This window comes from Noviherbaspirillum sp. FW303-A3, from assembly GCF_058788695.1.
In genome coordinates this window covers 3,329,027-3,354,525 of sequence record NZ_JBYTAZ010000001.1, presented here as the reverse complement: position 1 = coordinate 3,354,525, position 25,499 = coordinate 3,329,027, and the positions used below count along the sequence as shown (strand labels likewise).

Annotated in this window: 19 protein-coding genes; 7 read left to right on the top strand and 12 right to left on the bottom strand. The window is 61.9% G+C overall.

Annotated elements, in window-relative coordinates:
• Positions 1–4: 4 nt before the first annotated feature.
• Positions 5–478, bottom strand: a complete 474-nt coding sequence (locus tag AC3WOY_RS16115; RefSeq protein WP_492425560.1) for an Lrp/AsnC family transcriptional regulator — start codon at positions 476–478, stop codon at positions 5–7.
• Between the two features lie 154 nt (positions 479–632).
• Between AC3WOY_RS16115 and glmS the strand changes: the two genes are divergently transcribed.
• Positions 633–2,450 (top strand): glutamine--fructose-6-phosphate transaminase (isomerizing), encoded by a 1,818-nt coding sequence (gene glmS / locus AC3WOY_RS16110; protein ID WP_492425558.1) that lies wholly within the window; start codon positions 633–635, stop codon positions 2,448–2,450.
• 36 nt (positions 2,451–2,486) lie between these two features.
• Here the strand turns inward: glmS and AC3WOY_RS16105 are convergent, their stop codons facing one another.
• From AC3WOY_RS16105 to AC3WOY_RS16065, 9 genes are all read right to left on the bottom strand, one after another.
• Entirely contained in the window at positions 2,487–2,957 is a 471-nt protein-coding gene (locus AC3WOY_RS16105; protein ID WP_492425556.1) for a host attachment protein, read from the bottom strand.
• Positions 2,958–3,095: 138 nt separating this feature from the next.
• The gene (locus AC3WOY_RS16100; protein WP_492425554.1) at positions 3,096–6,431 is read right to left on the bottom strand and encodes a pilus assembly protein; all 3,336 of its coding nucleotides are present in this window, start codon (positions 6,429–6,431) and stop codon (positions 3,096–3,098) included.
• A gap of 16 nt (positions 6,432–6,447) precedes the next feature.
• The gene (locus AC3WOY_RS16095; RefSeq protein ID WP_492425552.1) at positions 6,448–7,017 is read right to left on the bottom strand and encodes a hypothetical protein; all 570 of its coding nucleotides are present in this window, start codon (positions 7,015–7,017) and stop codon (positions 6,448–6,450) included.
• On the bottom strand, positions 7,014–8,099 hold the full coding sequence (locus AC3WOY_RS16090; RefSeq protein ID WP_492425550.1) for a PilW family protein: 1,086 nt from the start codon (positions 8,097–8,099) through the stop codon (positions 7,014–7,016). The genes AC3WOY_RS16095 and AC3WOY_RS16090 overlap by 4 nt, the downstream gene beginning before the upstream one ends.
• Positions 8,100–8,110: 11 nt before the next feature.
• Positions 8,111–8,695, bottom strand: coding sequence for a type IV pilus modification protein PilV (pilV, locus tag AC3WOY_RS16085; RefSeq protein ID WP_492425548.1), 585 nt, complete (start codon positions 8,693–8,695; stop codon positions 8,111–8,113).
• Positions 8,689–9,207: a GspH/FimT family pseudopilin gene (locus tag AC3WOY_RS16080; RefSeq protein ID WP_492425546.1), complete on the bottom strand. Its 519-nt coding sequence runs from the start codon at positions 9,205–9,207 to the stop codon at positions 8,689–8,691. The genes pilV and AC3WOY_RS16080 overlap by 7 nt, the downstream gene beginning before the upstream one ends.
• Positions 9,208–9,216: 9 nt before the next feature.
• Entirely contained in the window at positions 9,217–9,636 is a 420-nt protein-coding gene (locus AC3WOY_RS16075; RefSeq protein ID WP_492425544.1) for a type IV pilin protein, read from the bottom strand.
• Between the two features lie 192 nt (positions 9,637–9,828).
• Positions 9,829–10,077 (bottom strand): hypothetical protein, encoded by a 249-nt coding sequence (locus tag AC3WOY_RS16070; RefSeq protein WP_492425542.1) that lies wholly within the window; start codon positions 10,075–10,077, stop codon positions 9,829–9,831.
• 132 nt (positions 10,078–10,209) lie between these two features.
• The gene (locus tag AC3WOY_RS16065) at positions 10,210–11,454 is read right to left on the bottom strand and encodes a polyhydroxyalkanoate depolymerase (protein ID WP_492425540.1); all 1,245 of its coding nucleotides are present in this window, start codon (positions 11,452–11,454) and stop codon (positions 10,210–10,212) included.
• 173 nt (positions 11,455–11,627) lie between these two features.
• On the opposite strand from AC3WOY_RS16065, the gene AC3WOY_RS16060 reads away from it, so the two are divergent.
• Together AC3WOY_RS16060 and AC3WOY_RS16055 are read left to right on the top strand one after the other, a co-directional pair.
• A complete protein-coding gene (locus AC3WOY_RS16060) occupies positions 11,628–13,529 on the top strand; it encodes a potassium transporter Kup (RefSeq protein ID WP_492425538.1) in 1,902 nt (633 codons plus the stop codon).
• Positions 13,530–13,679: 150 nt separating this feature from the next.
• A complete protein-coding gene (locus AC3WOY_RS16055) occupies positions 13,680–17,039 on the top strand; it encodes an EAL domain-containing protein (protein ID WP_492425536.1) in 3,360 nt (1,119 codons plus the stop codon).
• Here the strand turns inward: AC3WOY_RS16055 and AC3WOY_RS16050 are convergent.
• Positions 17,023–19,947 (bottom strand): sensor domain-containing protein, encoded by a 2,925-nt coding sequence (locus tag AC3WOY_RS16050; protein ID WP_492425534.1) that lies wholly within the window; start codon positions 19,945–19,947, stop codon positions 17,023–17,025. The two genes, AC3WOY_RS16055 and AC3WOY_RS16050, sit on opposite strands and share 17 nt — an antisense overlap.
• Positions 19,948–20,146: 199 nt before the next feature.
• On the opposite strand from AC3WOY_RS16050, the gene AC3WOY_RS16045 reads away from it, so the two are divergent.
• Both AC3WOY_RS16045 and AC3WOY_RS16040 read left to right on the top strand, forming a co-directional pair.
• On the top strand, positions 20,147–21,958 hold the full coding sequence (locus AC3WOY_RS16045; RefSeq protein WP_492425532.1) for a PHA/PHB synthase family protein: 1,812 nt from the start codon (positions 20,147–20,149) through the stop codon (positions 21,956–21,958).
• A 266-nt stretch (positions 21,959–22,224) separates the two neighbouring features.
• Positions 22,225–23,259, top strand: coding sequence for a GGDEF domain-containing protein (locus tag AC3WOY_RS16040; RefSeq protein ID WP_492429325.1), 1,035 nt, complete (start codon positions 22,225–22,227; stop codon positions 23,257–23,259).
• Between the two features lies 1 nt (position 23,260).
• Here the strand turns inward: AC3WOY_RS16040 and AC3WOY_RS16035 are convergent, their stop codons facing one another.
• A complete protein-coding gene (locus tag AC3WOY_RS16035; protein ID WP_492425530.1) occupies positions 23,261–23,890 on the bottom strand; it encodes a LysE family translocator in 630 nt (209 codons plus the stop codon).
• A gap of 132 nt (positions 23,891–24,022) precedes the next feature.
• Between AC3WOY_RS16035 and AC3WOY_RS16030 the strand changes: the two genes are divergently transcribed.
• The gene (locus AC3WOY_RS16030; protein WP_492425528.1) at positions 24,023–24,469 is read left to right on the top strand and encodes an Lrp/AsnC family transcriptional regulator; all 447 of its coding nucleotides are present in this window, start codon (positions 24,023–24,025) and stop codon (positions 24,467–24,469) included.
• Between the two features lie 10 nt (positions 24,470–24,479).
• Complete coding sequence (locus AC3WOY_RS16025; protein ID WP_492425526.1) at positions 24,480–25,415, top strand: LysR substrate-binding domain-containing protein; 936 nt, start codon at positions 24,480–24,482, stop codon at positions 25,413–25,415.
• The last annotated feature ends 84 nt before the right edge of the window (positions 25,416–25,499 follow it).

Below are 25,499 nucleotides of genomic sequence, written 5' to 3'. Positions count from 1 at the left end.
CGCATCAGACGGCGATGCGCGTCTCGAACTTGCTGCGGTGGATGGAAAAAAAGCTGCGAACGTTACGTACGTTCGCATGTGACGCAAACAGCCGGTGCGCCAGCACGTGGTAGGCCGGCATGTCGGCCACCTGCACGATCAGCACGAAATCTGGGCCGGGTGAAACGCGGTAGCACTGCAGGACCGCGGCTTCACCGGCCACCAACTCCTCGAATTCCTGCATTTTTTCAGCCCCCTGGCGGTCCAGCGTGATTTCCACGACGGCCGTCAGGGCGGCGCCGACCTTCTCCGGCGCCACGATGGCAACCTGGCGCGCGATGATGCCGGCATCCGTGAGGCGCTTCACCCGGCGCAGGCAGGTGGGTGCCGACGCGTGCACCAGGGCGGCAAGTTCATTGTTCGTCCTGGAAGCATCTTCCTGCAAAGCATTCAGGATGCGCCGGTCCAGCTCATCGAGTATCAAGTCCGCAACTTCCATTTTCCAATCCATCAAAAATACGATATATATGAAATTATATTTCACATGACTTAGGGCTCGATGTTTTTATTCATTTTTACTTAAATTTCGCAAACTTTTTTCACCCACCATCTTCTACGATACAACGGTCCTCAACTCATCGTAGGGAGTCCCCATGTGTGGCATCGTCGGCGCGGTCGCGCAGCGCAATATCACCCCCATCCTTCTGGAAGGTCTGAAACGGCTGGAATACCGTGGCTATGATTCCTGCGGCGTCGCCCTGCATGTGGACGGCATCCTCCAGCGTTCACGCAGCACCTCGCGCGTTGCCGACCTGGAAGCGCAAGTCGACAAGGCCGGCCTGGCCGGCTTTACCGGTATCGCCCACACCCGCTGGGCCACGCACGGTGCGCCTGCCTCCCACAATGCCCACCCGCATTTCTCGCGCGAGCGCATTGCCCTCGTACACAACGGCATCATCGAGAATCATGACGAACTGCGTGCCGAACTGACCGGGGCCGGCTACGTCTTCGAAAGCCAGACCGACACCGAGGTGATCGCCCACCTGGTCGACCATATGTATACAGGCGACCTGTTCGAGACCGTGCAGCAGGCCGTGAAGCGCCTGCATGGCGCCTACGCGATTGCCGTGTTCTGCCGGGACGAGCCGCACCGTGTGGTCGGCGCGCGCCAGGGTTCGCCGCTGATCGTCGGCGTGGGCAAGGGCGAGAATTTCGTTGCCTCCGACGCGATGGCGCTGGCCGGCACGACCGACCAGATCATCTACCTTGAGGAAGGCGATGTGGTGGACCTGCAATTGCAGCGTTACTGGATCGCCGACGTGAACGGCAAGCCTGCCGAGCGCGAGGTCCGCACGGTGCATGCGCATACGGGCGCGGCTGAACTCGGCCCTTACCGCCACTTCATGCAAAAGGAAATTTTCGAGCAACCGCGCGCCATCGGCGACACGCTTGAAGGCGTCAACAGCATCATGCCCGAGCTGTTCGGCGACAAGGCCTACAACGTGTTCAAGAAGGTCGACTCGGTGCTGATCCTTGCCTGCGGCACCAGCTACTATGCCGGCCTGACCGCGAAATACTGGATCGAATCGATCGCCAAGCTGCCGGTCAATGTGGAGATCGCGAGCGAATACCGCTATCGCGACAGTGTGCCGAATCCGAATGCGCTGGTAGTCACCATCTCGCAGAGCGGCGAAACCGCCGATACCCTGGCCGCACTCAAGCACGCGCGTGCGCTGGACATGGTCAATTCGCTGACCATCTGCAACGTCGCCACCAGCGCCATGGTGCGCGAGTGCATGCTGTCCTACATCACGCGCGCCGGCGTGGAAGTCGGCGTGGCATCAACCAAGGCCTTCACTACGCAGCTGGTCGCCCTCTTCTTGCTCACGCTGACGCTGGCGCAGGTTCGCGGCCGCCTGACCGACGAACAGGAAGCGGCACACCTGAAGGCCCTGCGCCACCTGCCGCTCTCCATCGGCGCGGTGCTGGCGCTGGAGCCGCAGATCATTGCATGGGCGGAAGAGTTTGCACGCAAGGAAAATGCGCTCTTCCTCGGACGCGGCCTGCACTATCCGATCGCACTGGAAGGCGCGCTGAAGCTGAAGGAGATTTCCTACATCCACGCCGAAGCGTATCCAGCGGGCGAACTGAAGCACGGACCGCTGGCGCTGGTGACGAACGAAATGCCGGTGGTGACCGTGGCGCCGAACGACACGCTGATCGAGAAGCTGAAGTCGAACATGCAGGAAGTGCGCGCGCGCGGCGGCCAGCTCTATGTGTTCGCTGATGCCGATTCGCGCATTTCATCAAGCGATGGCGTGCACGTGATCCGCATGCCGGAGCACTACGGCCACCTGTCGCCGATCCTGCACGTGGTGCCGCTGCAGTTGCTGGCCTACCATACGGCGCTGGCGCGCGGCACCGACGTCGACAAGCCGCGCAACCTCGCGAAGTCGGTGACGGTCGAGTAAGGCACTTTCACGGCCGGGGCGTCCGCCTCGGCCGGCTTACCCTTTCCCCATATGCGCGACCACCTGCTCGCGCAACTGCGCAGGGCTGAACTGCGTATAGTCCTTGTTGATCTCCAGTTTCACGACGGATTCCAGCTCCGGCGCCAGCAGCTTGCGCAGCATGCCGAGGAATTGCGGCGACACGACCAGCGTCAGCTCCTGGAAGCGGCCTTCCTGATGGGCCTTCTGGAGGAAACCGGCGATGTCTCGCGCGAACAGTTCTGCCTGATGCACGTCCGGTGTCACGGCCGGCTCATACAGCTTGGTCGGCGCAGCGCCGCCGGTGCCATGGGTGCTTTTGGTAGCGGCCGTTGGCCCCAGCTTGTCCGTTTCCGTCGCATCCAGTATGCGCTCGTGGGCGGCGTCGTTGACCATGTCATTGATTTCTTCCAGCTGGTCGGAAGGCTGCTCCTGGGAAAAGAACCTTGCCCGGCTGGCATTGGCTGAAACAATCCAAGTGGTGTTCATGGCATCCCCAATTGTTGCCTTGGTAAGCAACTTCGATGCGCATGAAAGGGGAAACGTTCCGTACGTCTTGCATGTGCCGGCGGATAATGAAAAAGGGAGGAACATGTCCTCCCTTTTTCATTCCTGCAGTATTGCCTGTCAGTTGCCGATTTGCGTCGAGAAGTAGACCTGCTTGCGCTTGGACTTGATCGGCGGGTCGACACGCTGCGGAGCGATCGGTGCATTGGTGCCGCGGGACTTGCGCTGTACCGCGCCGATGACCACGGTGACAGCTGTCTCCTTGCCGCCGATGGCAATCTTCACGCCCCGCGTAATCACCGGGGACGGTGGCAGGCCGCCGCCGACGAAGGTCGCGGAACGCGAACCGTCGCAACTGCCTGCCACGCCGATGGCGCCAGAAGCGTTCAGCAGGTTCACCCAGTATCCGCGCGCTTCACCCAGCGTGGTCGAACAGGTGCCGATTGCGGCGGGAATCGGGCGGTTCGTGCTGAACGTGATCATGCCGCCGGCGATCAGTGCCGATGTTACGGTTTGCTCGCCTGCACCATTGGCACTCAAGTCCATGAACCAGCCTTTCTTCTCACCGCCGGGAACAATGGGCGTCGTGTTGCAGGTGGTCGCAGTCGTGTAGTTCGCCATGTGCTCCGTGCTGTCCATGTTGGTGGCGTCGCCGGTCGTGGTCGACAGGTTGTCCAGGTACATGTAGAAGCGGTTGGTCACGCTGGAGTACGGGTAATCCGTCTGCAGCGGATGCTCGCGGTCGCCGGAGCCGATGGCGATGTAGACATAGCCACTGTTGGCGAGGACCGAGGGCTCGAACAGGAACTTGCGGCCTGCACCATTGGTGTAGGCGACACGCCGCATGGTCCAGCTGGCAGCAGCCAGCGGATTCCTGGTTGTCGGGCCATCGATGAAGGAGATGCGGTAGAGGTTGCCGCCGGTGTCAGCCACGTAGGCGTAGTCGGGGTAGCCATCGCCGTCGATGTCGACATAGGAAGCATCGCCGACAACGCTGCGCGTCGTTTCGAACGATCTCAGCACTTCTCCCGTGTCGGCATCCAGCACATACACGGCACGGCCCTTCGACGCTGCGCAGGAAGGCGCCGAGCTGTTGGCGTCTTCGCAGCTGTCATAGCCGCCGCCTACCACGAGTACCGGGGTCGAGGTGGAGTATCCCTTGATGAAGCCCACGCGCGGCACCGACCATGTCTGGCCGATCGCGGACATGCCGGAGGTGCAACCGGTGTCGTCGGTCAGGTTCGGGCAGCCGACGCGCCACTTCAGGACCGGCGAATTGGGATTGGTCACATTCAGCGCGTAGATCATGCGGCCGCCGCGGCGCATGGTCGGGTAAATCCAGACCTTGGAATTGTCCAGGTTCTGATAGAGGCCCATCGTCCCGTCGAAAAAGTAATCCTTGGCCTTGGGCGCGGGCGTGGTGCTCGCGGACAGGTTCGGATAGGTCACGAGCGGGCTGTTGTCCATCAGGCGCTGGAAACGCGGGAAGAACTCGGGGGCGATCAGCGCCCACTTCTCCTTGCCGGTATCGGAGTCGACTGCGCGGAAGGTGCCGTCGTTCGCGCCGTAGTAGACCACCACGCCGTTGCTACCGCCGTAGTTGACGGGGAAGGGACGGGAGTGGATGACGTCGCCGTGGATGGACGGACGCGTCGTGGTCAGTACGCCGGTTCCCTTTTCATCGTTGACATCCTTGCCCATGATGAAGTCGACCAGGGTGCTGGACAAACCCGAAGACCCGCTCGTGAAAGGCGTGAGGGCTCCGCCGGAAACCGTGTACATGGTGCGGTTGATGCCCCAGGTCGGCGTCGTGTTGGTGCTCGGCGGGTTATTGCCCTTGCGCAGTACTTCCGCGACCGCGCCCTTCTCCACCTGCGGTCCGTCCGGTGCGTCGGAATAGAGGCTGTTCGTGGTGGTGGTGCAGGCGCCGATCGGACTCGGGTTGATGGTGATGCTCTGCCAGTAGGTGCCGGAATCCGTCGTCCAGTAACTGTTGGCGCAGTTGGTCACGAAGCCGGTCAGCGAGTTGATCGCCAGCGCGCCGGTGACGTCGCCGAGTTCGATGGAGCCGCCCGACTCGACCAGCTGGTAGCGCTTCAGGTTACCGAACCAGCGCGGCTTGGCATCCGGGTCCGGACGGAACATGCCGATGAAGACCTGGTTTTCGGTTTGCGAACGGTTGGTGGCATTCACCGGCAAGCTGGCGGAGGCGAAGGTGGTGTTGACCGCCTGGATTTCCGCGAAGATTTCCTTCAGCGCATTGACGATCTTGCTCTCGTCGGTGGCCGCGAAATACTTGCCGCCGCCGACCTTCGCCATGTTGCGCAGGAGTGCGGTCTGGTCGGCATCCTGCTGCGCGTTGAAAACGTCGACGGTGTACGTCGACACGTTCTGCTGTCCGATCGCCCCGTTCACGTCGGTCTGATACAGGAAACGCGTCCATTCATCGGCCAGGCGCGGCCTTGCCGGCATGGAATAGGTGCCGGTCGGCGTGGCGGTCGTCGTGGTCGAGACGCCGCCGACTGTATACTTTTTCTTGCTGCCCGTGCAACCCGCTGTGGACGTGGTGCTGGTATTGCAGGCGCATGATGCGTAGGTGCCATCGGTACACGCTGGGAAGTCCGTCGAATCGCACGTCCCGATATTGCTGTAGCAGGCGCTCGTCAGGCCAAGATTGGTCGTCGTCGATGTGGACGTGGTTGTATAGGTCGGCATTGCGATCGATGTGGTATCGCCGCCGACGTTGGTCAGGTAGACGGGATTTTCCTCGTTCGGGAAGCCGTTGCCGATAAAGATGATGTAGCTCTTCGAGCAGCTGTTCGCCGTCGAAATCGGCGTTGAATACGCAGTGAATCCGCCGCTTGTATAGCCGCTGACATCCGCCTTCGACGTCGGCGTCAGGTCATTGAAGACTGCCGTGCCGAAATGCGTCTTGTCCGTCGGGGTGCCGGCCACATCGTCCTTGGCATGCGTCGGGCTGGTGTAGCCACCGAAGTACTTGAATGCGTCGAACAGCACATCTCCGTAGGTCGCATTGCTGGCGACGCCCTCGTCGTTGTAATTGATGTACATCGTCGTCAGCACGCTCATGAGGGCGGCCTTGTTCGCATCGTCCATCGGCTTGATCGCCGAGCGGATATATCCGCCGCGGTTGCCGGTGCCGTTCGGCGTGATCAGCATGAGGCCGACATTGACGTTGCTGCCGAGGGATGCCACGACTGTCTTGATGGCGTTGATTTCCGCCTGCGCCTGGGTGATCGCGCCCGGCCAGTGCTGCGACTGCCGGTTCCAGTTGGTCGTGTTGTCGAGCACGATCAGCACGTTGGCATTGTTGGCGGTGCCGCCGGAAGAGCCGATGAAGATATCAATATCTTCAGCGGATGCCCCCATGGGAGCCATCGAAAGCACCGCCATAAAGGCCAGTGCGGCGGATTTCAGCATGCGTAAAGCGTTCATGGCGGTCTTCCCTAGGTTACAGAGGGCACGATGTGTCGATGGCATCCGTGGGTACGGTTACGGCAATGCCTTGTATAGCGGTGGAGCGGGCTTGCGTGACCATGTCGATGGCTTGCGCCTGGATGTCCCATACGCTTTCGGCACACGACGAGTTGCCGGGGGAGCCGCCCTGACCAAACAGGCGTTGGTCATCCTGAGTGGCGCAATTGGCCTCTTCCGGATTGCTCATGAGTAGACGCTGAGTGCTCATCACCGTGGCCTTGACGCACACTGGGTCGCGCACCAGCGAAACGACGATGTCCGGCGAGCTGTCGGCGTCCAGGTTGAAGCACTTCTTGTTATATGAGCCGGCGCAGGGCTCGCTGAATACTGTCGAGGGCGTCTCGAAGAAGCGCTTGGTGCTGATGACCTCCTGCAGCGTCTCTTCCGCGGCAGCTGCCGCCTGGTTCTTCGCCTGCATGTTGCTGACCGTTTGCACGCTGCCACTGCCGAGATTGACCGTGTTGATCACGAGTAGCGTGATCAGCACCAGCATGATCATCGCCACCAGCAGCGTGGTTCCTGATTGTCGTTTTAGCGTTCTCATGGTTCTCTTCGTCCTGCCGGGTTGTTCAGGCGCACGGAAGATTGATAAACGTGGCGCTTGTAGGCGTCGTTAAACGGCCCGAGCGTCTGGTCTGCGCCATTGGCATTCAGGCCGAGCGTGTAGGTCTTGGTGTCGGTGTAACCCGTGGTCTTTTCGGTGTTGCGCGCGAGCACATGTACCTTGATCGACACCACGTTGTACCAGTTAGTCACGCACGCTGCGCCGATGCAGGCATTGAAGCTGTCGGGATCGGCGGTGTACGCGTTGGGGCTGCCTCCGTTGGGGTCGCCAACGGCATCGGTATCGATGCCATACTCGAACTGCAGGTTCTCTATCCCCTCAACCAGCGGAACGATGGTGAATTCCGAGCTCCCCTCGTTTCCGCCGAGTACGGCCCGCTTGAGAGTGGGGATGCCATCGGATGGCGTATTGTTGTTCGCCACAAAATAGATATGCGTGACGAAACGCCTGAGGTCCGCGACGTCTGTGCAATTCCGCTTGTGCAGGTTGAGCGAGCCGGGAACGGTGTCGATTGCGAAGTGATCCAGCACGCTTGTCGATGACAGCTCTGGGATCGGCGCGCCGGTCGCCGGCTTGCACAATGAAGTCTGGAAGTACGGTCGCCCCGCTGAAGCTGTATCGCAGTCGGCAGTACCCGCGATGCAGGTGCTGGCTCTACGGATTACAACGATGTCGGTTCCGCTGCGTACGTCCGACAGACAGCTTGGTACCGCGTCGCCGTTGTCGGAACCTTGCACATGCAGCGCCATGGCGGTCCTGAGGTCGGCCACCGCGGTCTGGCATGGATCGGGCATGACGGCCGGCGGAGCCAAGAGGCCCGCGTTAAGTTCACCGAAATAACCTGCCAGCTTCAAATCGTCCGTCAGCAACTGCACAGCGTAGCGGCCGTTTTCGATCTGTCGGTTGGCGCGCTCGACCTCGCCGCGCGACTTGCTGGTCGTCGAGAACACGCCGGACAGGCCGGCAAGGATCAGCAGGCCGATCGTCACGGCGATCATCAGCTCGGCGAGCGAAAAGCCGCCTTCCCTTTTGTTGATCCGAGTGCTGGTGTTGATCTTCATGATCGCTCGCATCAGAGTGGAGAGCAGGTCGGCGTGCCGATGGCGACCGTCACGGAGATCGCACGGCGGTAGGCGTCGTCACCGTACAACCCCTTGCCGCAGGTATTGTCGGGTTCCTTGGTCTTGTGCAGCCCTTGCCATGCGACCGTCACCTGGTAGATGCCAGGCGTACATGAAACGTTGTTTACCGGCTGCAGCTGCTCCACGCAGCCGCGCGCATTCGTCATCGCACCGGTGTTGACGTCCGCTTTCTTTTCGGCGGCACCCTTCAGGGCATTGCTGACTTCGCACTTGTCGCGCGCCGGTCCGGCGGCAGCGACGGAGCAATCCGCCGGCTCGGCGTCGTCGGTGCCCAGCGGCGTCGGCGTTACATAACTGGCCGCCTGGGCGCGGTTGGCGTTGATGCGCTCGCTGAGGTCGTTCAACAGCACGATGGCCTGGGCGCGCTGATAAGACTCGGCAGTCGTCAAATGCAGCTTGCTCTGCATGCCCGCCAGTCCGAGCAGGCCGAATGCGAGGATGACCATGGTGATCAGCACTTCAATCAGGCTGGTGCCGGATTGCCTGCGATGACGGATTTGCGTGTGCGTCAGCATGATGAGGACTTCTGAGTAGGAAGGCCGCTAAGATCCACCTTCACGCATGCCGCGGCATCCGATCCGGTGAAGGAAAAACCGAAGACTGGCTGGGTATTGCCCCGCACCCGTCCGGTCGACTGGTACACCACCGAGGCCGGACCGGTGATGGCCGCACCGCTGATTGGATTGTGCTCATCCAGCATGATGTCCGGGTCGCCAGGCGTTACCGCAGGCCCGACAACCTCCCAGCCGTTATGCCAGGCGCCACTCTTGGGCGACAGCGTGACATTGGCATTGCGCTTGATCGCTTCGCTGCGCGCCTTGGCCAGCGCGAGATAAAGGTCCGTCGCGCCGGCGCGCGCACGCTGGGAGGCAATCAGGTTGGAAAACGATGGCGCGGCCAGCGCAGCCAGGATGGAGACGATGCCGACGGCGACCAGCAGCTCGGGCAGCGTAAAGCCGGCAATGCGCATGCGCGCCCGACGGGAGCCGGCCGGCAGATGCGTATTGTGAGGAAGTACGTTGCCCATGGCTGCCACCTACCATTTTTCCGCGGGAGTCTTGTTGCCTGCCTGGTTGATGGTCAGCGTGACGTCGCTGACCTGCGGCGTTCCCGCCTTCGGCGTTGCCGTGGCCGTGAAGGTGGGCGGCGGACCGGAAGTCACGTCGATCGTGATCGTAAAGTACTTGGATACCTTGTCCGGCGTCGTCATGCCATTCAGCTCGGCCAGCGTGGCGGCGTACGCCCTGTTGTCGGCGATGAACTGCTGCTGCGCCTGGGCGATGTCCATCAGGTGCGCCTGTGCCGCGCTTCGGTTTGAAGAGATCACGTGCTTTTGGTACGACGGGATCGCTATGGCCGCAAGAATGCCCACGATGGCAACGGCGACAAGGACTTCGATGAGGCTGAAGCCGCGCATCCGCCGCAGTGCTTTCGCCATCCCGACTGAGGTAAACATGATCATCTTCCGGATCCGTGATTAAAAAGAATTGCCTCACAGCAATACCTGCAGAATACACTTTGCTTTGCGTTATGCAATGCCATGCCGTCAAGCAAGCGGGGTAGACCGCCCGCTTTCGGACAAGTGGCATTTTTGGACAGACGAATGGAAGATTTTTATAGCCGTTTGCGCAACAACTTGCGCAAACGGCTATGAGTTGCTTTTGCTGGCCGAACGGCCGATCTTGGCGACAGCCACTTCGCGGGCGCGTTCCGCTGCCGCTTCCTGCGTAATGAAGACGGTGTCCAGGCAGACACGGTGTTTGGGGAAAATGCTGGCGCGGAAGGCAGGGTTGCGGTTTACATCATAAATGGCGAGGTAGGCAGCCCACCCCTTGCCGATGCGCAAGGGCTCGCCGCTGTATTCGACGAGGTACTCTCCAATGTATTCAGTAGGCATTCTTCCCGCTTTCCGGAATCGCTGATGATGACTGGCACGGGCGGACGCGCCGCCGTGCGAAGCGTCCCCAAGGATCAAGGATAGCCTCCGCAGGCGGTTCCTGTCTCGTCCAGCAACGTTCTGGTCCTGCCGTCAGGCTTTCCTCGCTCCCGAATTGGCCTTGATGAAGTCCGCGATCTTGGGACAGACGCGTTCATGCCAGCGGCGGCCGGAGAAGATGCCGTAATGCCCGACGGCAGGCGCCGTGTAGTGTTCCTTCCGGGTGCGCGGAATGCCGCTGCACAGGGTGTGCGCCGCCCGGGTCTGGCCGCGCCCGGTGATGTCGTCCCATTCGCCCTCGATGGTGAGCAGGGCGACGTTCTTGATATCCTCGGGCCGCACCGCCTTGCCTTCGACTTTCCACGTCCCCGTGGCGAGGCTGGATTCCTGGAATACGGTCTTCACCGTCTCAAGGTAAAACTCCGCCGGGATGTCGAGCACCGCGTTGTATTCGTCGTAGAAGCGCCGGTGATGCTCGGTCACCTTGTCGGCGCCGTTCTGCGCGAGATGCTCGTAGAACTCCTGGTAGCTCTTCGCATGGCGTGCCGCATTCATCGAGACAAAGCTGAAATGCTGCAGGAAACCCGGATAGACGCGCCGCCCGGCTCCGGGATAGTTGGGCGGAACCTTGTGGATCACCGTGGTTTCAAACCATTCCAGATCGCGCTCGGTGGCCAGCTGGTCGACGATGGTCGGCGACTTGCGGGTATCGATCGGACCGCCCATCATCGTCATCGTGCGCGGCACCAGCGGGTCCTTTGCCGTCGACATCAGCGCCACCGCCGCCAGCAGCGGAACGGAGGGCTGGCACACTGCGATCACATGCAGGTCCGGCCCCAGCAGGCGCATGAAGTCCTGCAGGTAGTAAACATAGTCGTGCAAATGGAATTCTCCCTTCGACAGGGGCACCAGCCTGGCGTCGATCCAGTCCGTGATGTAGACGTCGTGCTCGGGCAGCAGGGTGATCACTGTATCGCGCAGCAGGGTGGCGTGGTGGCCGGACAGCGGCGCCAGAAGCAGGACCTTGGGTTGCTTCACCCTGGCGGCACCGAACTCCTTCCTGAAGTTCAGCAGGTGGCAGAACGGTTTGCCGGCCACGATTTCCTTCACGATGGGTACCGCGACATCACCGATCATGGTCGAACCGATCTCGAACCTGGGCTTCTCGTATTCCTTGCCGAGGCGGTAGAGAAGTTCGAACCCCGCGGCCAGGCGCTGCGCAAAAGGCGTATAGGCAAACGGCGACGCGGGATTGGTGAGGAAGATGTACGACAAGTGCGCCGCGTTGACGATGGGCGCCATCCATATCTTGTTGTTTTCGTGAATCTGGTAAAGCATGAGCAGTCCTGTCCACTAAATCAACCCTGCCGGAATTCCGACAGGAAACCGTGGGCAAATGTTGACGGGTTTAACACAGGCGCAACAAGGATCTATATCAAAGAAGCGGCATAACGGCCGGAGCGAGAGGGTGTCTTGTGACGATGCAAATACGCTAGAATTCCGTTTTTGCAATGCAGCATCGACAGGAGGCCGCCTTGGCGCCACAACCACACAAGAGCAGTCTAGCCGCCCTCACCCTCGCCGCCATCGGCGTCGTCTACGGCGATATCGGAACCAGTCCCCTATACACGATGAAGGAAGTCTTCGCGCCTGCCCATGGGGTGCCGCTGAACGAAGGCAACCTGTTCGGCGTGACCTCGCTGATTGTCTGGTCGCTGATCATCATCGTGTCCCTGAAATACGTGACGCTGATCCTGCGTGCCGACAACCGCAACGAAGGCGGCGTCATGGCATTGGTGGCGCTGGCCCTGTCCTCGGTCGGGCCGAAGTCGAAATGGTTCCAGCCGCTGGTCATCGTCGGCCTGCTCGGCACCGCGATGTTTTTTGGCGATGGCGTCGTCACTCCGGCGATTTCAGTGCTCTCTGCCATTGAAGGCCTGGAAGTGGCCACGCCCGCCTTCAAGCCTTATGTGGTGCCGCTGACCGTCGTAGTGCTGGTCGCCCTGTATACCTTGCAGAGCAAGGGCACGGGCGGCATCGGCAAATGGTTCGGGCCGATCGTGGTGGTCTGGTTCACGGCGCTGGCGGTGATGGGCATCGTCAACATCGTGGAAAACCCGGCCATCCTCGCCGCACTCAATCCCATCCACGCCTTCCGCTTCCTGCTGCAGAACGGCTGGCTGGCCTTTGTGGCGCTAGGCGCCATCGTGCTGGCCGTCACCGGCGCGGAAGCACTCTATGCCGACATGGGCCATTTCGGCAAGCGGGCGGTACGCCTGGCATGGTTCGCGGTCGTGTTCCCGTCCCTGATGCTCAATTATCTCGGCCAGGGCGCACTCCTGCTGGGCAATCCGGAAGCGGTGTCGAATCCGTTCTACCAGCAGCTCGGCGCATGGAGCATCTATCCGCTGGTAGTGCTGTCGACCATGGCTACCGTGATTGCCTCGCAGGCAACCATTTCCGGCACCTTCTCTATCGCCCAGCAGGCGATCGCGCTCGGCTTCCTGCCGCGCATGCGCGTGATGCACACCTCCGACCGGGAAATGGGCCAGATCTACATCCCGCTCGTCAACTGGATGCAGCTGGCCGTGGTGCTGCTGGCCGTGATCGGCTTCGGCTCCTCGTCCAACCTGGCCTCTGCCTACGGCATCGCGGTGACGACGAACATGCTGATGACGACCATCCTCACTTTCTTCGTCATCCGTTACCGCTGGCGCTACAACCTGTTGCTGTGTTTCGGTGCAACCGGTTTCTTCCTGATCATCGACGTCGTCCTGTTCTCGGCCAACACGCTGAAGATCTTGCATGGCGGCTGGTTCCCGCTGGTGCTCGCGGCTATCCTGATGCTGATCATGCTGACCTGGCGCGACGGCCGCCACCTGGTCTACGAAAACCTGCGCAAGCACCTGGTGCCGCTGGAAGACTTCCTGCAGTCGCTGTTCATCAGTCCGCCCGCCCGGGTCGAAGGCACGGCCGTTTTCTTCCGGGCCGAGGGTGACGGCGTCCCGCACGCCATGCTGCACAACCTGCTGCACAACAAGGTGCTGCACGAGCGCACGGTATTCCTGACGGTGTACAACGCCGACATCCCGACCGTCCCCGAGGAAGAGCGCACCAAGGTGACGCCGCTGGGGCACCAGTGCTACCAGGTCAACATCCACTACGGATTCAAGGATGAGCGCGACATTCCCGCCGCGCTGGAACTGTGCAAGGACGCCGGGTTGGAAATGGACATGATGAGCACGTCCTACTTCATCGCCCGCCAGACGGTCATTCCCAAGGTGGGCAGCGGCATGGCCCTGTGGCGCGAATCGCTGTTCGCCACCATGTCCCGCAATGCCCGCGATGCGGCCGACTACTACCGCGTACCGACCAACCGCGTCATCGAACTGGGGACGCAAGTAGAAATCTAGGTTTCCAAAGGGAAAATGTTTCCAAGCCAAATACACCTAGTATACTTAGGGTTATTCCTGCTCCCCGCCTGAACGCTCCGTTCGCGCTACGGGGCGGGAAACGGCCTTACGGCCGCTGTCATCGAACCATCGCTTCGTTCGATTCATTACATGCGCCCACAACACGTCACCGCCTTCCTGTCCACCCTGCTCGACAGGGAGCGGCTACCGGTCCTCAAGCTCAAGCTGATTGCGCTGACCGTCGGTCTGTTCGCCGTCTTCCTCTGGGTCATGGCGACGGTATCGGTGACGGTACTCGAAACCCAGTTCGAGAAAGTGCTGTCGGACCAGCAGTTCGCCGCGACGCGCCAGATCGCGGCGCAGATCGATACCAAGCTGGAAGAGCGCGTCGAAAGCCTGTCGAAAGTCGCGGCCGGCGTGCCGACGGACCTGGGCGCCGCGTCGCTCGACGCATTCCTGGAACGTTTTCCCGCCCTGCACCTGATGTTCCCGGCGGGCGTCGCGGTCATCGGCCTCGACGGGCGGGCGATTGCCGACTATCCCGTGGTGCCGGGACGCCGCGGCACCTACTTCGGCGACCGCGGCTACTTCCGCAAGGCGGTCGAAACCGGGAAGCCCTACATCGACAAACCCATCATCGGCCGCACGCTCAAGCGGCCGGTGCTGACAATCTCGGTCCCTATCGTTGACGCCGGCGGCGGGCTGCGCGCGGTCATGACCGGGATCACCGACCTCACCGCGCCGAATTTTCTCGGTATCGTCTCCCAGCCCGAGATGGCCGGCAAAGGCGAAATCTTTGTCCTCTCCCCGCACGACAAGCTGCTGATCGCGGCCACGGACAGCGCGCGCGCCATGACACCGATGCCAGAGCGCGGCCGCAATCCGATGCTGGACCGTTTCAGCGACGGCTTCGAAGGTTCCGGCATCGGCGTCAGCGCGGCCGGCGTGCCCCACCTCTATTCCGCCAAGCGCGTCCCGCTGTCGAACTGGATCGTGATGTCCGCGCTGCCCGTGAATGTCGCCTTCGGCCCGCTGGAAACCATGCGCAGCTCGCTGTATGTCGCCGCGGCGCTCATGACGCTGGTCGCCATCTTCGCCATTCAGTGGCTGGCGCGGCGCATGCTTTCGCCGCTGGACAAGGCGGGCACCGCCATGCGGGAAATGGTTGGCGGCCAAGCTGCGCTGGCGCCGATTCCGGTCGAGCGCAATGACGAGATCGGACACCTGATCAACAGCTTCAACCTGCTGGTGAAAGACCGCCATCGTTACGAGCAGGCACTCAAGGACAGCGAATATCGCCTGCGCAAGCTGGTCGAAAGCGCGCCCGACGCCATCATCGTCCAGATGAAAGGCAGCTTCTCCTACATCAACGGCGCCGCCATGCGCCTGTTCGGCGCGCAGTCGCGCAGGCAGCTGTTGGGCACACCGGTCCTCGACCGCATCCACCCGGATTTCCGCGAGGCGGTCGAGCAGCATATCCGCGACATCGGTGCCGACAAGGCGGTCATCTCTCCGCAATACGAAAAATTCCTGCGTATGGACGGCAGTCCCGTGGACGTCGAGGTATCGGCGGTGCCGTTCCGCTACGAAGACGAGGACGGCGCGCTGGTGTTCGCACGCGACGTGACCGAACGCAAGCGCGCTGAGCAGAACCAGAAAAAGCTCAATCGCGCGCTGCGCATGCTGAGCGACTGCAACATGACGCTGGTGCATGCGGAACGCGAGCAAAACCTGCTCGACGAAATCTGCCGCGTGGTGGTGTTCCGGGGCGGATACCGGATGGCCTGGGTCGGCTACGCAGAAAACGACGATGCAAAAACGGTGCGGCCTGTCAGCCAGTCCGGCGTCGACGATGGCTACCTGGAAAACATCCGGCTGTCGTGGAGCGGCGACACGGAATACGGCCGCGGTCCGACCGGCACCGCCATCCGCGAGTCGCGGGTGCAAATCGTCCAGGACTACATGAACAATCCCTCCACCGGTCCCTGGCGCGAGGCGGCGCGGTCACGCGGCTACCTGTCCTGCATCGCGCTGCCGCTGATCAGCGCGGGACGCACTTTCGGCGCGCTGTCGATCTACTCCCCCGATCCGGATTCCTTCGGCCAGGACGAAGTACGGCTGCTCTACGAACTGGCAACCGACCTCGCATTCGGGATCGAAACCCTGCGTACCCGCTCGCAACGCGTCGTGGCCGAAGAAAAGCTGGCCTTCCTCGCGCACCACGATCCGCTCACCCACCTGCCCAACCGCGTGCTGCTGCGCGACCGATTCGACCGCGCCGTCGCCGTCTCGGGCCGCGAACAGTCGGGCGTGGCGATACTGGTCCTCGACGTGGACAATTTCAAGCAGGTCAACGACGGGCTGGGCCACGAGACCGGCGACAAGCTGCTGCTGGCCATCGTGGACCGCCTGCGGCGCTGCATCAGCGACAGCGACACCATCTGCCGCCAGGGCGGCGACGAGTTTGTCCTCCTGCTCAATGGCGTAGGCGATTCGAGCGTCGCCAGCCGCGCGGCGCAGTCCATCCTGGACGCAGTCGCCGAACCGTTCGAGATCGGCCCGCACACCGTCAACACCAGCTTCAGCATCGGCATCAGCCTGTACCCGGACGACGGCCGCGATTTCGACACCCTGCTCAAGAATGCCGATACCGCGCTTTACCATGCCAAGGACAACGGCCGGGACACTTACCACTTCTTCGCCGCCTCGATGAACGTCGATGCGCTGGCCCGGATGGAGCTGCACGGCAACCTGCGCAAGGCCGTGAAGAACAGCGAATTCGTCCTGCACTACCAGCCGCAGATCGACATCGCTTCCGGCGCCATCATCGGCGTCGAGGCGCTGGTGCGCTGGCAGCGCGGCGACGAGGAGCTGATTCCGCCGGGACGCTTCATTCCGCTGGCCGAAGAAAGCGGCCTGATCGTGCCGATCGGCGAATGGGTGCTGAACGAAGCCTGCCGGCAGGCGGTCGCCTGGCAGAAAGCCGGGATGCCGGCCTTGCCGATGGCGATCAATCTCTCGGCACAGCAGTTCAAGCGCAGCGACATTCTCGATACGCTCCAGAGGGCGCTCCAGCGGTCCGGCCTGCGGCCGGAACTGCTGGAACTCGAACTGACGGAATCGCTGCTGCTGCACGATACCGCGAGCGTCATGGAAACCTTGCATCAACTGAAGAAGATCGGCGTGCAGCTGTCGATCGACGACTTCGGCACCGGCTATTCCAGCCTCGCGTACCTGAAGCGCCTCGCGGTGGACAAGCTCAAGATCGACCAGTCCTTCGTGCGCGACGTGCCCGGCGCGGCGGAAGGCGCGGCGATCGTCAAGGCCATCATCCAGCTCGGTCACGCCTTGCAGCTGACCGTCATCGCGGAGGGCGTGGAAACGCGCAGCCAGCTCGATTTCCTGCAGGCGCACGGATGCGACCAGGCACAAGGCTACCTGGTCAGCAGGCCGGTGCCGGCGGAGAATTTCGCCGCGTTTGTGGCGGATGATTTCAATGTAATCCGTTGAAAGCCACCGAATCGTTCAGCTGCGGCATGCGGTTCAAGCGCGACCAGGTGCCGTTGAGCATCAACTCCTCGAATTTCTGCGCAGGCACCGGCGGGCTGAAGATGAAGCCCTGGGCGCTGGTGCAGTCGCGCGCCTTCAGGTAGGCCAGCTGTTCCGCGGTTTCGACGCCGCCCGCCACCACCCGCACCCCGAGGTTGTGCGCCAGGCTGATGATGGCCGAGGTGATCGCGGAGTCCTCCCGTCGGTGCGGCAGGTGCTGCACGAAGGCCTTGTCGATCTTGAGCACGTCGATCTCGAATTCCTTCAGGTCGATCAGCGCCGTGGCTCCGGTCCCGAAGTTGTCGATGGTCAGGCGGATGCCCTGTGCGCGCAAGTCCGACAGGTGCTCCTTGATCTCGGGATGGCGCGCCAGCATGGATTCGGGCACCTCCAGTTCCAGCGAGTCGGCGCTGATCCCGGCGTCGCGCAGGATGCCTGGAATCGCCGCCACAAACTTGGGATCGTTGAACTGGCGGGCGGAACAGTTCAGCGCCAGCCGCAGATCGCTCATCCCCTGCGCCTGCCAGCGCCTGACCTGGTGGGCCGCCTCGCGCAGCGCCCATTCGCCGATCTCGACGATCATCCCGTTCTGCTCGACGATGTCGAGGAATTCGTTGGGCAGCACCATTTCCATCTCCGCCGCATTCCACCGCAGCAAGGCTTCGACGCTGGAAATCCGCCAGCTGCCCAGGTCCACCTGCGGCTGGTAATACAGCTCGAACTGGTGGTTCTTCAGCGCGCTGCGCAGCGCCGTTTCGCGGTCGCGCTTCCATGCCTGCTCCATGTACAGGTCGGAGGTGTAGAACTGGTAATTGTGGCGGCCGGAATTCTTGGCGCGATACAGGGCGAGATCGGCGCGCTTGAGCAGTTCGACGGAATTGCGTCCGTCCTTCGGATAGATGCACAGACCGATACTGGTGCCGCTGACAATCTCGGCAGAGTCGATCTGGTAAGGCCTGCCGAGTTCCAGCACAAGCTTGCGTGCAAGCGTTTCGGCGGCTTCCGGCTGGGACACGTCGGTCTGGATGATGACAAACTCGTCGCCGCCCAGGCGCGCCACGAAGTCGGTCGCGCGGATCGACGACACGATGCGCAGCGCCACTTCCTTGAGCAGCAAGTCGCCGGTGTGATGGCCGTAGGTATCGTTGACCTGCTTGAACCGGTCGAGGTCGAGCAGCAACAGCGCCAGCGGCATGTTATTGCGCTGCGACAGCGCAAGCGATTGATGCAACTGGTTGCTGAAGTTGATCCGGTTGGGCAGGCCGGTCAAGCCATCGTGATTGGCGAGAAAACGGGTCTGCTCTTCCGCCAGGCGGTGCGCGGTCTGGTCGCGCATGATTTTTACGAAGCCGCGCAGGCTGCCGTCGGGATTCCATAGCGGCGTGACGACGCCGGTGGCCCAGAATCGCGTCCCGTCCTGGCGCAGGTGCCAGCGATCGTCCTCGGAACGCCCCGCAAGCCGCGCCTCCTCCAGTTCGCGCATCGGTTCGCCGAAGCCGCGATCCTCGGAGGTAAAGATGCTCGACACCGGACGTCCGATGGCCAGCTCCGCGGGCAGCCCCAGGATGCGTTCGGCGCCGCTGTTCCAGCTCAGGATCACGCCCTTGGTATCGAGCATCATGATGGCGTGGTCGGTGGACGCTTCGACGAGCAACCGGAAATCCTCCTGCGACTGCCGCAGGGCGCGTTCGGTCTCGACCTCGTGCGTGATGTCGGTATTGGTTTCCAGGTAGCGGGCCGGCTTTCCATTGTGCAGCTCGAGCGCCCATTTGCTGAACACGATGACTTCCCGTCCGTCGCGCGTGCGCTGGACCAGCTCGCCCTCCCAGTGATGATGCTCGCGCAGGATGGCAACGATCTCCTCGAGCGGCACCGGGAAGCGGGTTTGCAGCAGGGTGTGGCTGTGCTGTCCCGTCGCCTCGCTCCGGGAATAGCCGTACAGCTTCTCGGCGCTGAGATTCCAGTAGGTGATGATGTCTTCCGTTGTGCGCGCGAAGATGGCATCGCGCGCGAGGTCGAGCAGGCTGGCCTGCTCCTGCAACTGGCTGGCCAGGCTTGCCAGCGCCTCTTCCCGCCGCCGCAGTTCGTTGATGTCATGGAACACGGTAACGGCGCCCACCAGCACGCCATGGCTGTTGAGCAGGGGACGGGCATTGACGCTGACCCAGACGCCATCCGGGATACGCTCGTGACGCACCATGGCGACCAGGCCGTCCACATGTTCCCCTTGCAGGGCCCGCACGGTCGGGCGCTCATCCTGCGGATAATGCGTGAAACCGTCCGGCTTCAGGAGTTTGTAGCTCTGGATGAAAGGCCCTTTGTCGGCATCCATTGGACGCAGGTTGAGCAATTGCTGGCCTGCGGGGTTGACCATGATGAGACGTTCCGACAGGTCCGCGACGATAACGGCGCCGGCCATGCTGTTGAGGATGGATGAGGTGATGCTGACCTGGCGATGCAGCGCATCCTCGAGGTGCTTGCGCTGCGAGATGTCGCGGATCGAGGCAAAGAAGATCGTTCTGTCCCCGGTGACGAGCGGCCTGACCGTCAGTTCGACCGGGATCTCCTCGCCGTTCCTGCAGCGCGCCGGCATTTCGACGCGCGAGTTGATGATGGTGCCGGCGCCTGTCTGCAGGTAGCGCCGCATCCCCGCCATGTGCTTCAACCGGTAACGCTCCGGAATGACGGTATCGGTGATCGGCTTGCCGATCACCTCCTCCCGCGCCCAGCCGAACGTCTCCTCGGCCTGTTGGCTCCATTCAAGGATAATGCTGTTGCGGTCGATGGCAATAAAGGCATCGAGCGCATTGTCGATGATCTGTCGATACAGTTGCCCGGCCTGACTTGCCTCTTGGAACAGGGAATTCATCAATGATCCGGCGAAAAATGCGTCTTCGGTCAGACACCGGAACAAGGATCGGGTTTCTGCCGGAAAGGGAGCAGTCCAAAAAACGCAAACCGGTTGCATTGGCGACTCTTTAGAGCCTGCTCGGGCACGTTTGATGCACATCAAACAATATTTCGCCACCCATTCCTACTATGGGAGAAGCGAACAAAGGGAGGATGAGATGGACAGGCCCCGATCGACACTGGAACCGTTATCCCAAATGGCGCATGGCAAGGCCGAACATCTTCCGCCCCCCTCCTGGGCCGTCACCGATGTGGAGCCGCCGGCCACCATCGACCGGTTGCTGCATGCGGCAATGGGCCGCGTCACCGGCAGCATTTCTCCCGCCAGCCTGGCGCTGGCCTATATCGACTGGGCCCTGCACCTGGCGGAATCTCCCGGCAAATGGCAACGGGTCGCGGAGAAAGCCGTACGCAAGAGCGCGCGCTTCAGCATCTACGCCGCGCGCGCATGCACCGACCGCAAAGTCGAGCCCTGCATCACGCCGTTGCCGCAGGACCGCCGTTTCCGCAGCGATGCCTGGCAGCACTGGCCGTTCAACCTGATCCACCAGGCCTTCCTGCTCAACCAGCAGTGGTGGCACAACATCACGACCGGGATCGGCGGCGTGTCGCCGCACCATGAGCAAGTCGTGTCCTTCGTTGCACGCCAATTGCTCGACATGATGTCGCCAGTCAATTACATCGCGACCAATCCGGAAGTCCTCAATGCAACCGTCCGCGAAAACGGCATGAATCTGCTGCGCGGGGCAATGAATCTCGTCGAGGACTGGGAGCGTCATATCGCAGGCAAGCCGCCGCTCGGCACCGATGATTTCCAGGCGGGCGTGCAGGTCGCCATTACTCCGGGTCAGGTCGTCTACCGCAATCGCCTGATCGAACTCATCCAGTACGCGCCCGCGACCGAACAGGTGCATGCCGAACCCATCCTCATCGTACCGGCGTGGATCATGAAGTACTACATCCTCGACCTCTCGCCGCACAACTCGCTGGTGAAATACCTGGTGAGCCGCGGCCACACGGTATTCATGATTTCCTGGCACAACCCGACGGAACAGGACCGTGACCTTGACATGGAAGCCTACCTGCGGCTCGGCGTGCTGGAAGCGCTCAACGCGGTGCATGCCATCGTGCCCGGGCAGAAGATCAACACGGCCGGCTATTGTCTCGGCGGCACGCTGCTGTCCATGGCGGCAGCGTATCTCGCCCAGGTCGAGGACGAGCGCGTCAATTCCATGACGCTGCTGGCGGCGCAAACCGATTTCACCGAAGCCGGCGAACTGACCCTGTTCATCGACGACAGCCAGCTGAACTACCTCGAAGACATCATGTGGAACCAGGGCTTCCTGGACAATCGCCAGATGGCGGGCGCCTTCCAGCTGCTGCGCTCGCACGACCTGGTCTGGTCGCTGATCGTGCAGGAATACCTGTTGGGCGGCCGCCAGGCGTACACCGACCTGATGGCGTGGAACACCGATGCCACACGCATGCCCTACCGCATGCACAGCGAATACCTGCACCGCCTGTTCCTCAAGAACGATCTGTTCGCAGGGCGCTACAAACTGAACGGCAGGCCGATCTCGCTGGGCGATATCCGCACACCGATCTTCGCAGTGGCAACCGAGACCGACCATGTCGCACCATGGAAGTCCGTCTACAAGATCAACCTGACCGCCGACCCCGACGTTACCTTCCTTCTGACCAACGGCGGCCATAATGCCGGCATCGTCAGCGAACCCGGACACAAGGGACGGCACTACCGCGTGGCGCACAGAAAGTCCGGGACGAACTACATGGACCCCGACCACTGGTATGTCTCCAATCCGAGCATGGAAGGATCATGGTGGCCGGAGTGGGAAACCTGGCTGGCAGAGCACGACAGCGGCATGACGGCGCCCCCGCAAATGGGCGCGGCGAAGAAAGGCTATCCCCCGCTCGAGCCGGCGCCGGGCCGGTATGTGCTAGAGCGTTGAGGACAGCGAGTTCTTTCCATGACATAAATGCGACATCGCTCAACATGGCAAGCGATTCGGGATAGAATAGGCCCGACGCTGCATACACAATAATGACAATCGGGGACAATCCTGCTGCGCGCAGTGTGCAGCGCAGCAATGGGTTCGACGTCTTCGCCAAGCACAGAGATTTCAAACACGCCCGCTTTCATGCCGACACCATTTCGCACACATACCCGGTTGCGCCTGGTCTGCATCACTGCAGGGAGCCGACCAGGATTCTGATGATGGAAGCACTGCTCAAGCACCTGGTGGACATTACCTGCCAGCGCGACCACACGCTGCTCGACAGCTCGGTGGTGACGGCGCTGCATGAGCTGGTCGGCGCGCGGCAGGTCCGCGTGCATGAGCTGTTCCGCTACCGCGATGAGCTGTTCGTCCGTCCGCGTGTCTGGATCAAGGATGGCAAAGTGGTATCGGTCGAGGAAAACCTGGCCAGCGAAAGCACCGGCGATGCGCTCGACAAGTATCCCGCCCTGGTCGACAGCATCAAGCAGCGCAAGTCCTGCGTCGAAGAAATCACCGCCTCCGGCGACCGCGTCCTCTGGCTGCCTGTCTGGCTGAACGACAAGGTCAGCAGTTGCCTGGAAGTCACCAATCCCACGCCATACAACAGCAATACGCTGCACATGATGGAGGGGATCCTGAGCGTCTATCGCAACTACCAGAACATCCTCGACTACAGCGAGCGCGACTCGCTCACCGGCCTGCTCAACCGCAAGACCTTCGACGAAAAGTTTTCCCGCCTGCTGTCCACCGCCATCCCGGAAGGGCACCCGCAAGACCAGGTCGAGCGCCGCCATGCGCACGGCAACGTCGGCCATTGGCTGGCCGTCGTGGACATCGATCATTTCAAGAAGGTCAACGACCAGTTTGGCCACCTGTACGGCGACGAAGTGCTGATCCTGGTCGCCAACCTGCTGCGCTCATCCTTCCGCGCGCAAGACCGCGTGTTCCGCTTCGGCGGCGAAGAATTCGTCGTGCTGCTGCGCTCGACCACGCTGGAAGACGCGCGCAAGATCTTCGAACGCTTCCGCGCCAACGTCGAGAAGCATGAATTCCCCCAGGTCGGCCGCGTGACGGTCAGCCTCGGCTTCGCCAGCATCTCCACCGAATCGCCGGTGATGATCCTCGGCCACGCAGACCAGGCGTTGTACTACGCCAAGGCCAACGGCCGCAACCGCGTGTGCTACTACGACGAACTGGTGCAGAGCGGGGAACTGCATTCCGAGGTGTCGAACGACACCGTCGAATTCTTCTGATTTAAATCGCGCGCTTGACCGTCGCCATCATGGCGCCGGCGACCATCAGCAGGCCGCCAGCAGTGCGGTTGCTTGCCTTCACGAAGCCGGCATTGGCCGTGAAACGCTGCGTCTTGCTGCCCAGCCAGGCGTAGATGCTGTAAGCGGCGGCGTCGAGCGCCACGGTGGTCACGCCGAAGACCAGCATCTGCATGCCGACCGGCTTGGCCGGGTCGATGAACTGCGGCAGCAACGCGACAAAGTACAGCAATGCCTTCGGATTGGACAGTTCCACCACGACGGCCTGCCAGAATGCGCGCAATCCGCTGACTGCTTCGCCGGGATCGCTGGTCACTGTCAGGGCGCTCGCCTTGCTGCGGATGGCAGATATGCCAAGGTAGAACAGATAGGCCACCCCCACCCACTTGATGATCGAGAACAGCGTGCCGCTGGCCACAATGAGCGCCGCCACACCGGTTGCAGACAGGGCAAAATAAATCGCATTGGCCACCGCAATGCCCGCAATCGCCCACCACGAGCGGCGGAAACCGTTCGAGATGCCTTGGGCAACGATCAGCAAGGCCGCCGGGCCAGGTGTGAGGCAGATCACCGCGGTGGTGACCAGGAAAATGAAATAGGTGTCGAGGCTCATGAGGTTCTCCGCTTGTTCTTGCCCGGTTATCGGTCAAAACAGTGTATGCGGCACGAAAGGCGTTTTGAATGGATAATCCAAGGCAAAACCATCCTTGCACTTTCACTTTCATCAAAATTCAAGGGATTTGCCATGAAAATCGAATTCGACACGATGGACGCCAGAATCCTGGAGATTCTGCAGGCGGATGCGCGCACGACGCTGGCCGAAATCGGGCGTCGTATCCACATGAGCCAGCCTGCGGTGGCCGAGCGCGTGCGCCGCATGGAAGCAGCAGGCGTGATCACCGGCTACCACGCGAAGGTGAATCCGGCGGCGCTCGGCTACGGCATCACCGCCTTCATCCGCGTGTCCAAGCGCAGCCATGAAACCCCGGTGGAAGTGGTCGCCGCGCAGGTGCCCCAGATCGTCGAATGCCATTCGATCACGGGGGACGACTGCAGCATCGTGAAAGTCGTCGCCTCCTCGGTGACCGAGCTGGAGAAGGTCATTGTCGAGCTCACACGCTGCGGCGTGACATCCACTTCGCTGATCCTCTCGTCTTATATACAGCACAAGGCCATCAAGCCGGTCGGCTAGAATCCTTCTCATGGAACTGCGCCAACTCCGCTACTTCGTCGCCATCGTCGACCACGGCTCGCTCTCGCGTGCGGCGCGCGTGCTGCACATCGCGCAGCCGGCGCTGACGCAGCAGATCCGGCAGCTGGAAGAGGAACTGGGCGCGCAGTTGCTGCACCGCTCGGCGCAGGGCGTGATGTCGACCGACGCCGGCAAGACCTTTTACGAACACGCACAGGCCATCCTCAAACAGGTCGAGGATGCCAAATGGGCCGTCGCGCAATCCACCGACAAGCCTTCGGGTACGGTGGCCCTCGGCGTGCCGCAAAGCGTCTCCAGCGCGCTGGCCCTGCCGCTGCTGACCGCGGTGCGTGCGCACTATCCGGAGATTTCGCTGCAGTTGACGGAAGAACTGTCCGGAAACCTGATCGAGCAGCTGAAATCCGGCCGCATCAATCTCGCCGTGCTGTTCGACGACGGCCAGCTCGGCGCGTTTTCCGTGACGCCGCTGGTGGAAGAAGAGCTGATGTTCATCACCCGCGCCGAATCGCGCTTTGCGGTCGGGCGCAAGAGCATTCCGCTGGCCAAGGCCGTCCACGCGCCATTGATCCTGCCCGGGCTGCAGCATGGCGTCCGGCCGCGCATCGAGCGCGTGGTGCAGGCAGCCGGCCTGTCGATCGGCCAGGTCATCGACATCAATTCGGTGGCTATCCTGAAATCCGCGCTGCAGGCTGACATCGGCGCGACCATCCTGCCGGTGGCGCCGGTGCTGTCCGAAATCGAACGCGGCGAATTCGTCGCGTATCCAATCACCGGCCACAGCATTTCCCGGACCGTGGTGCTGTGCTCTTCCCGCAACATTCCCCTGACCAACGCCGCTGCCGCAGTGGCGCGGCTGGTGCTGGACGTCACGAGCGAACTCTGCCTCAGCGGGCGTTGGCTGGGTGCAAGTGTCCTGCATCACTGATGCAATAAGTTTTTCTTATACCCCTATCCGCATTCCGTATTTGCGCCGGACAGCCTGCCGCCCTAAACTTCTCTTCGTAGCGCA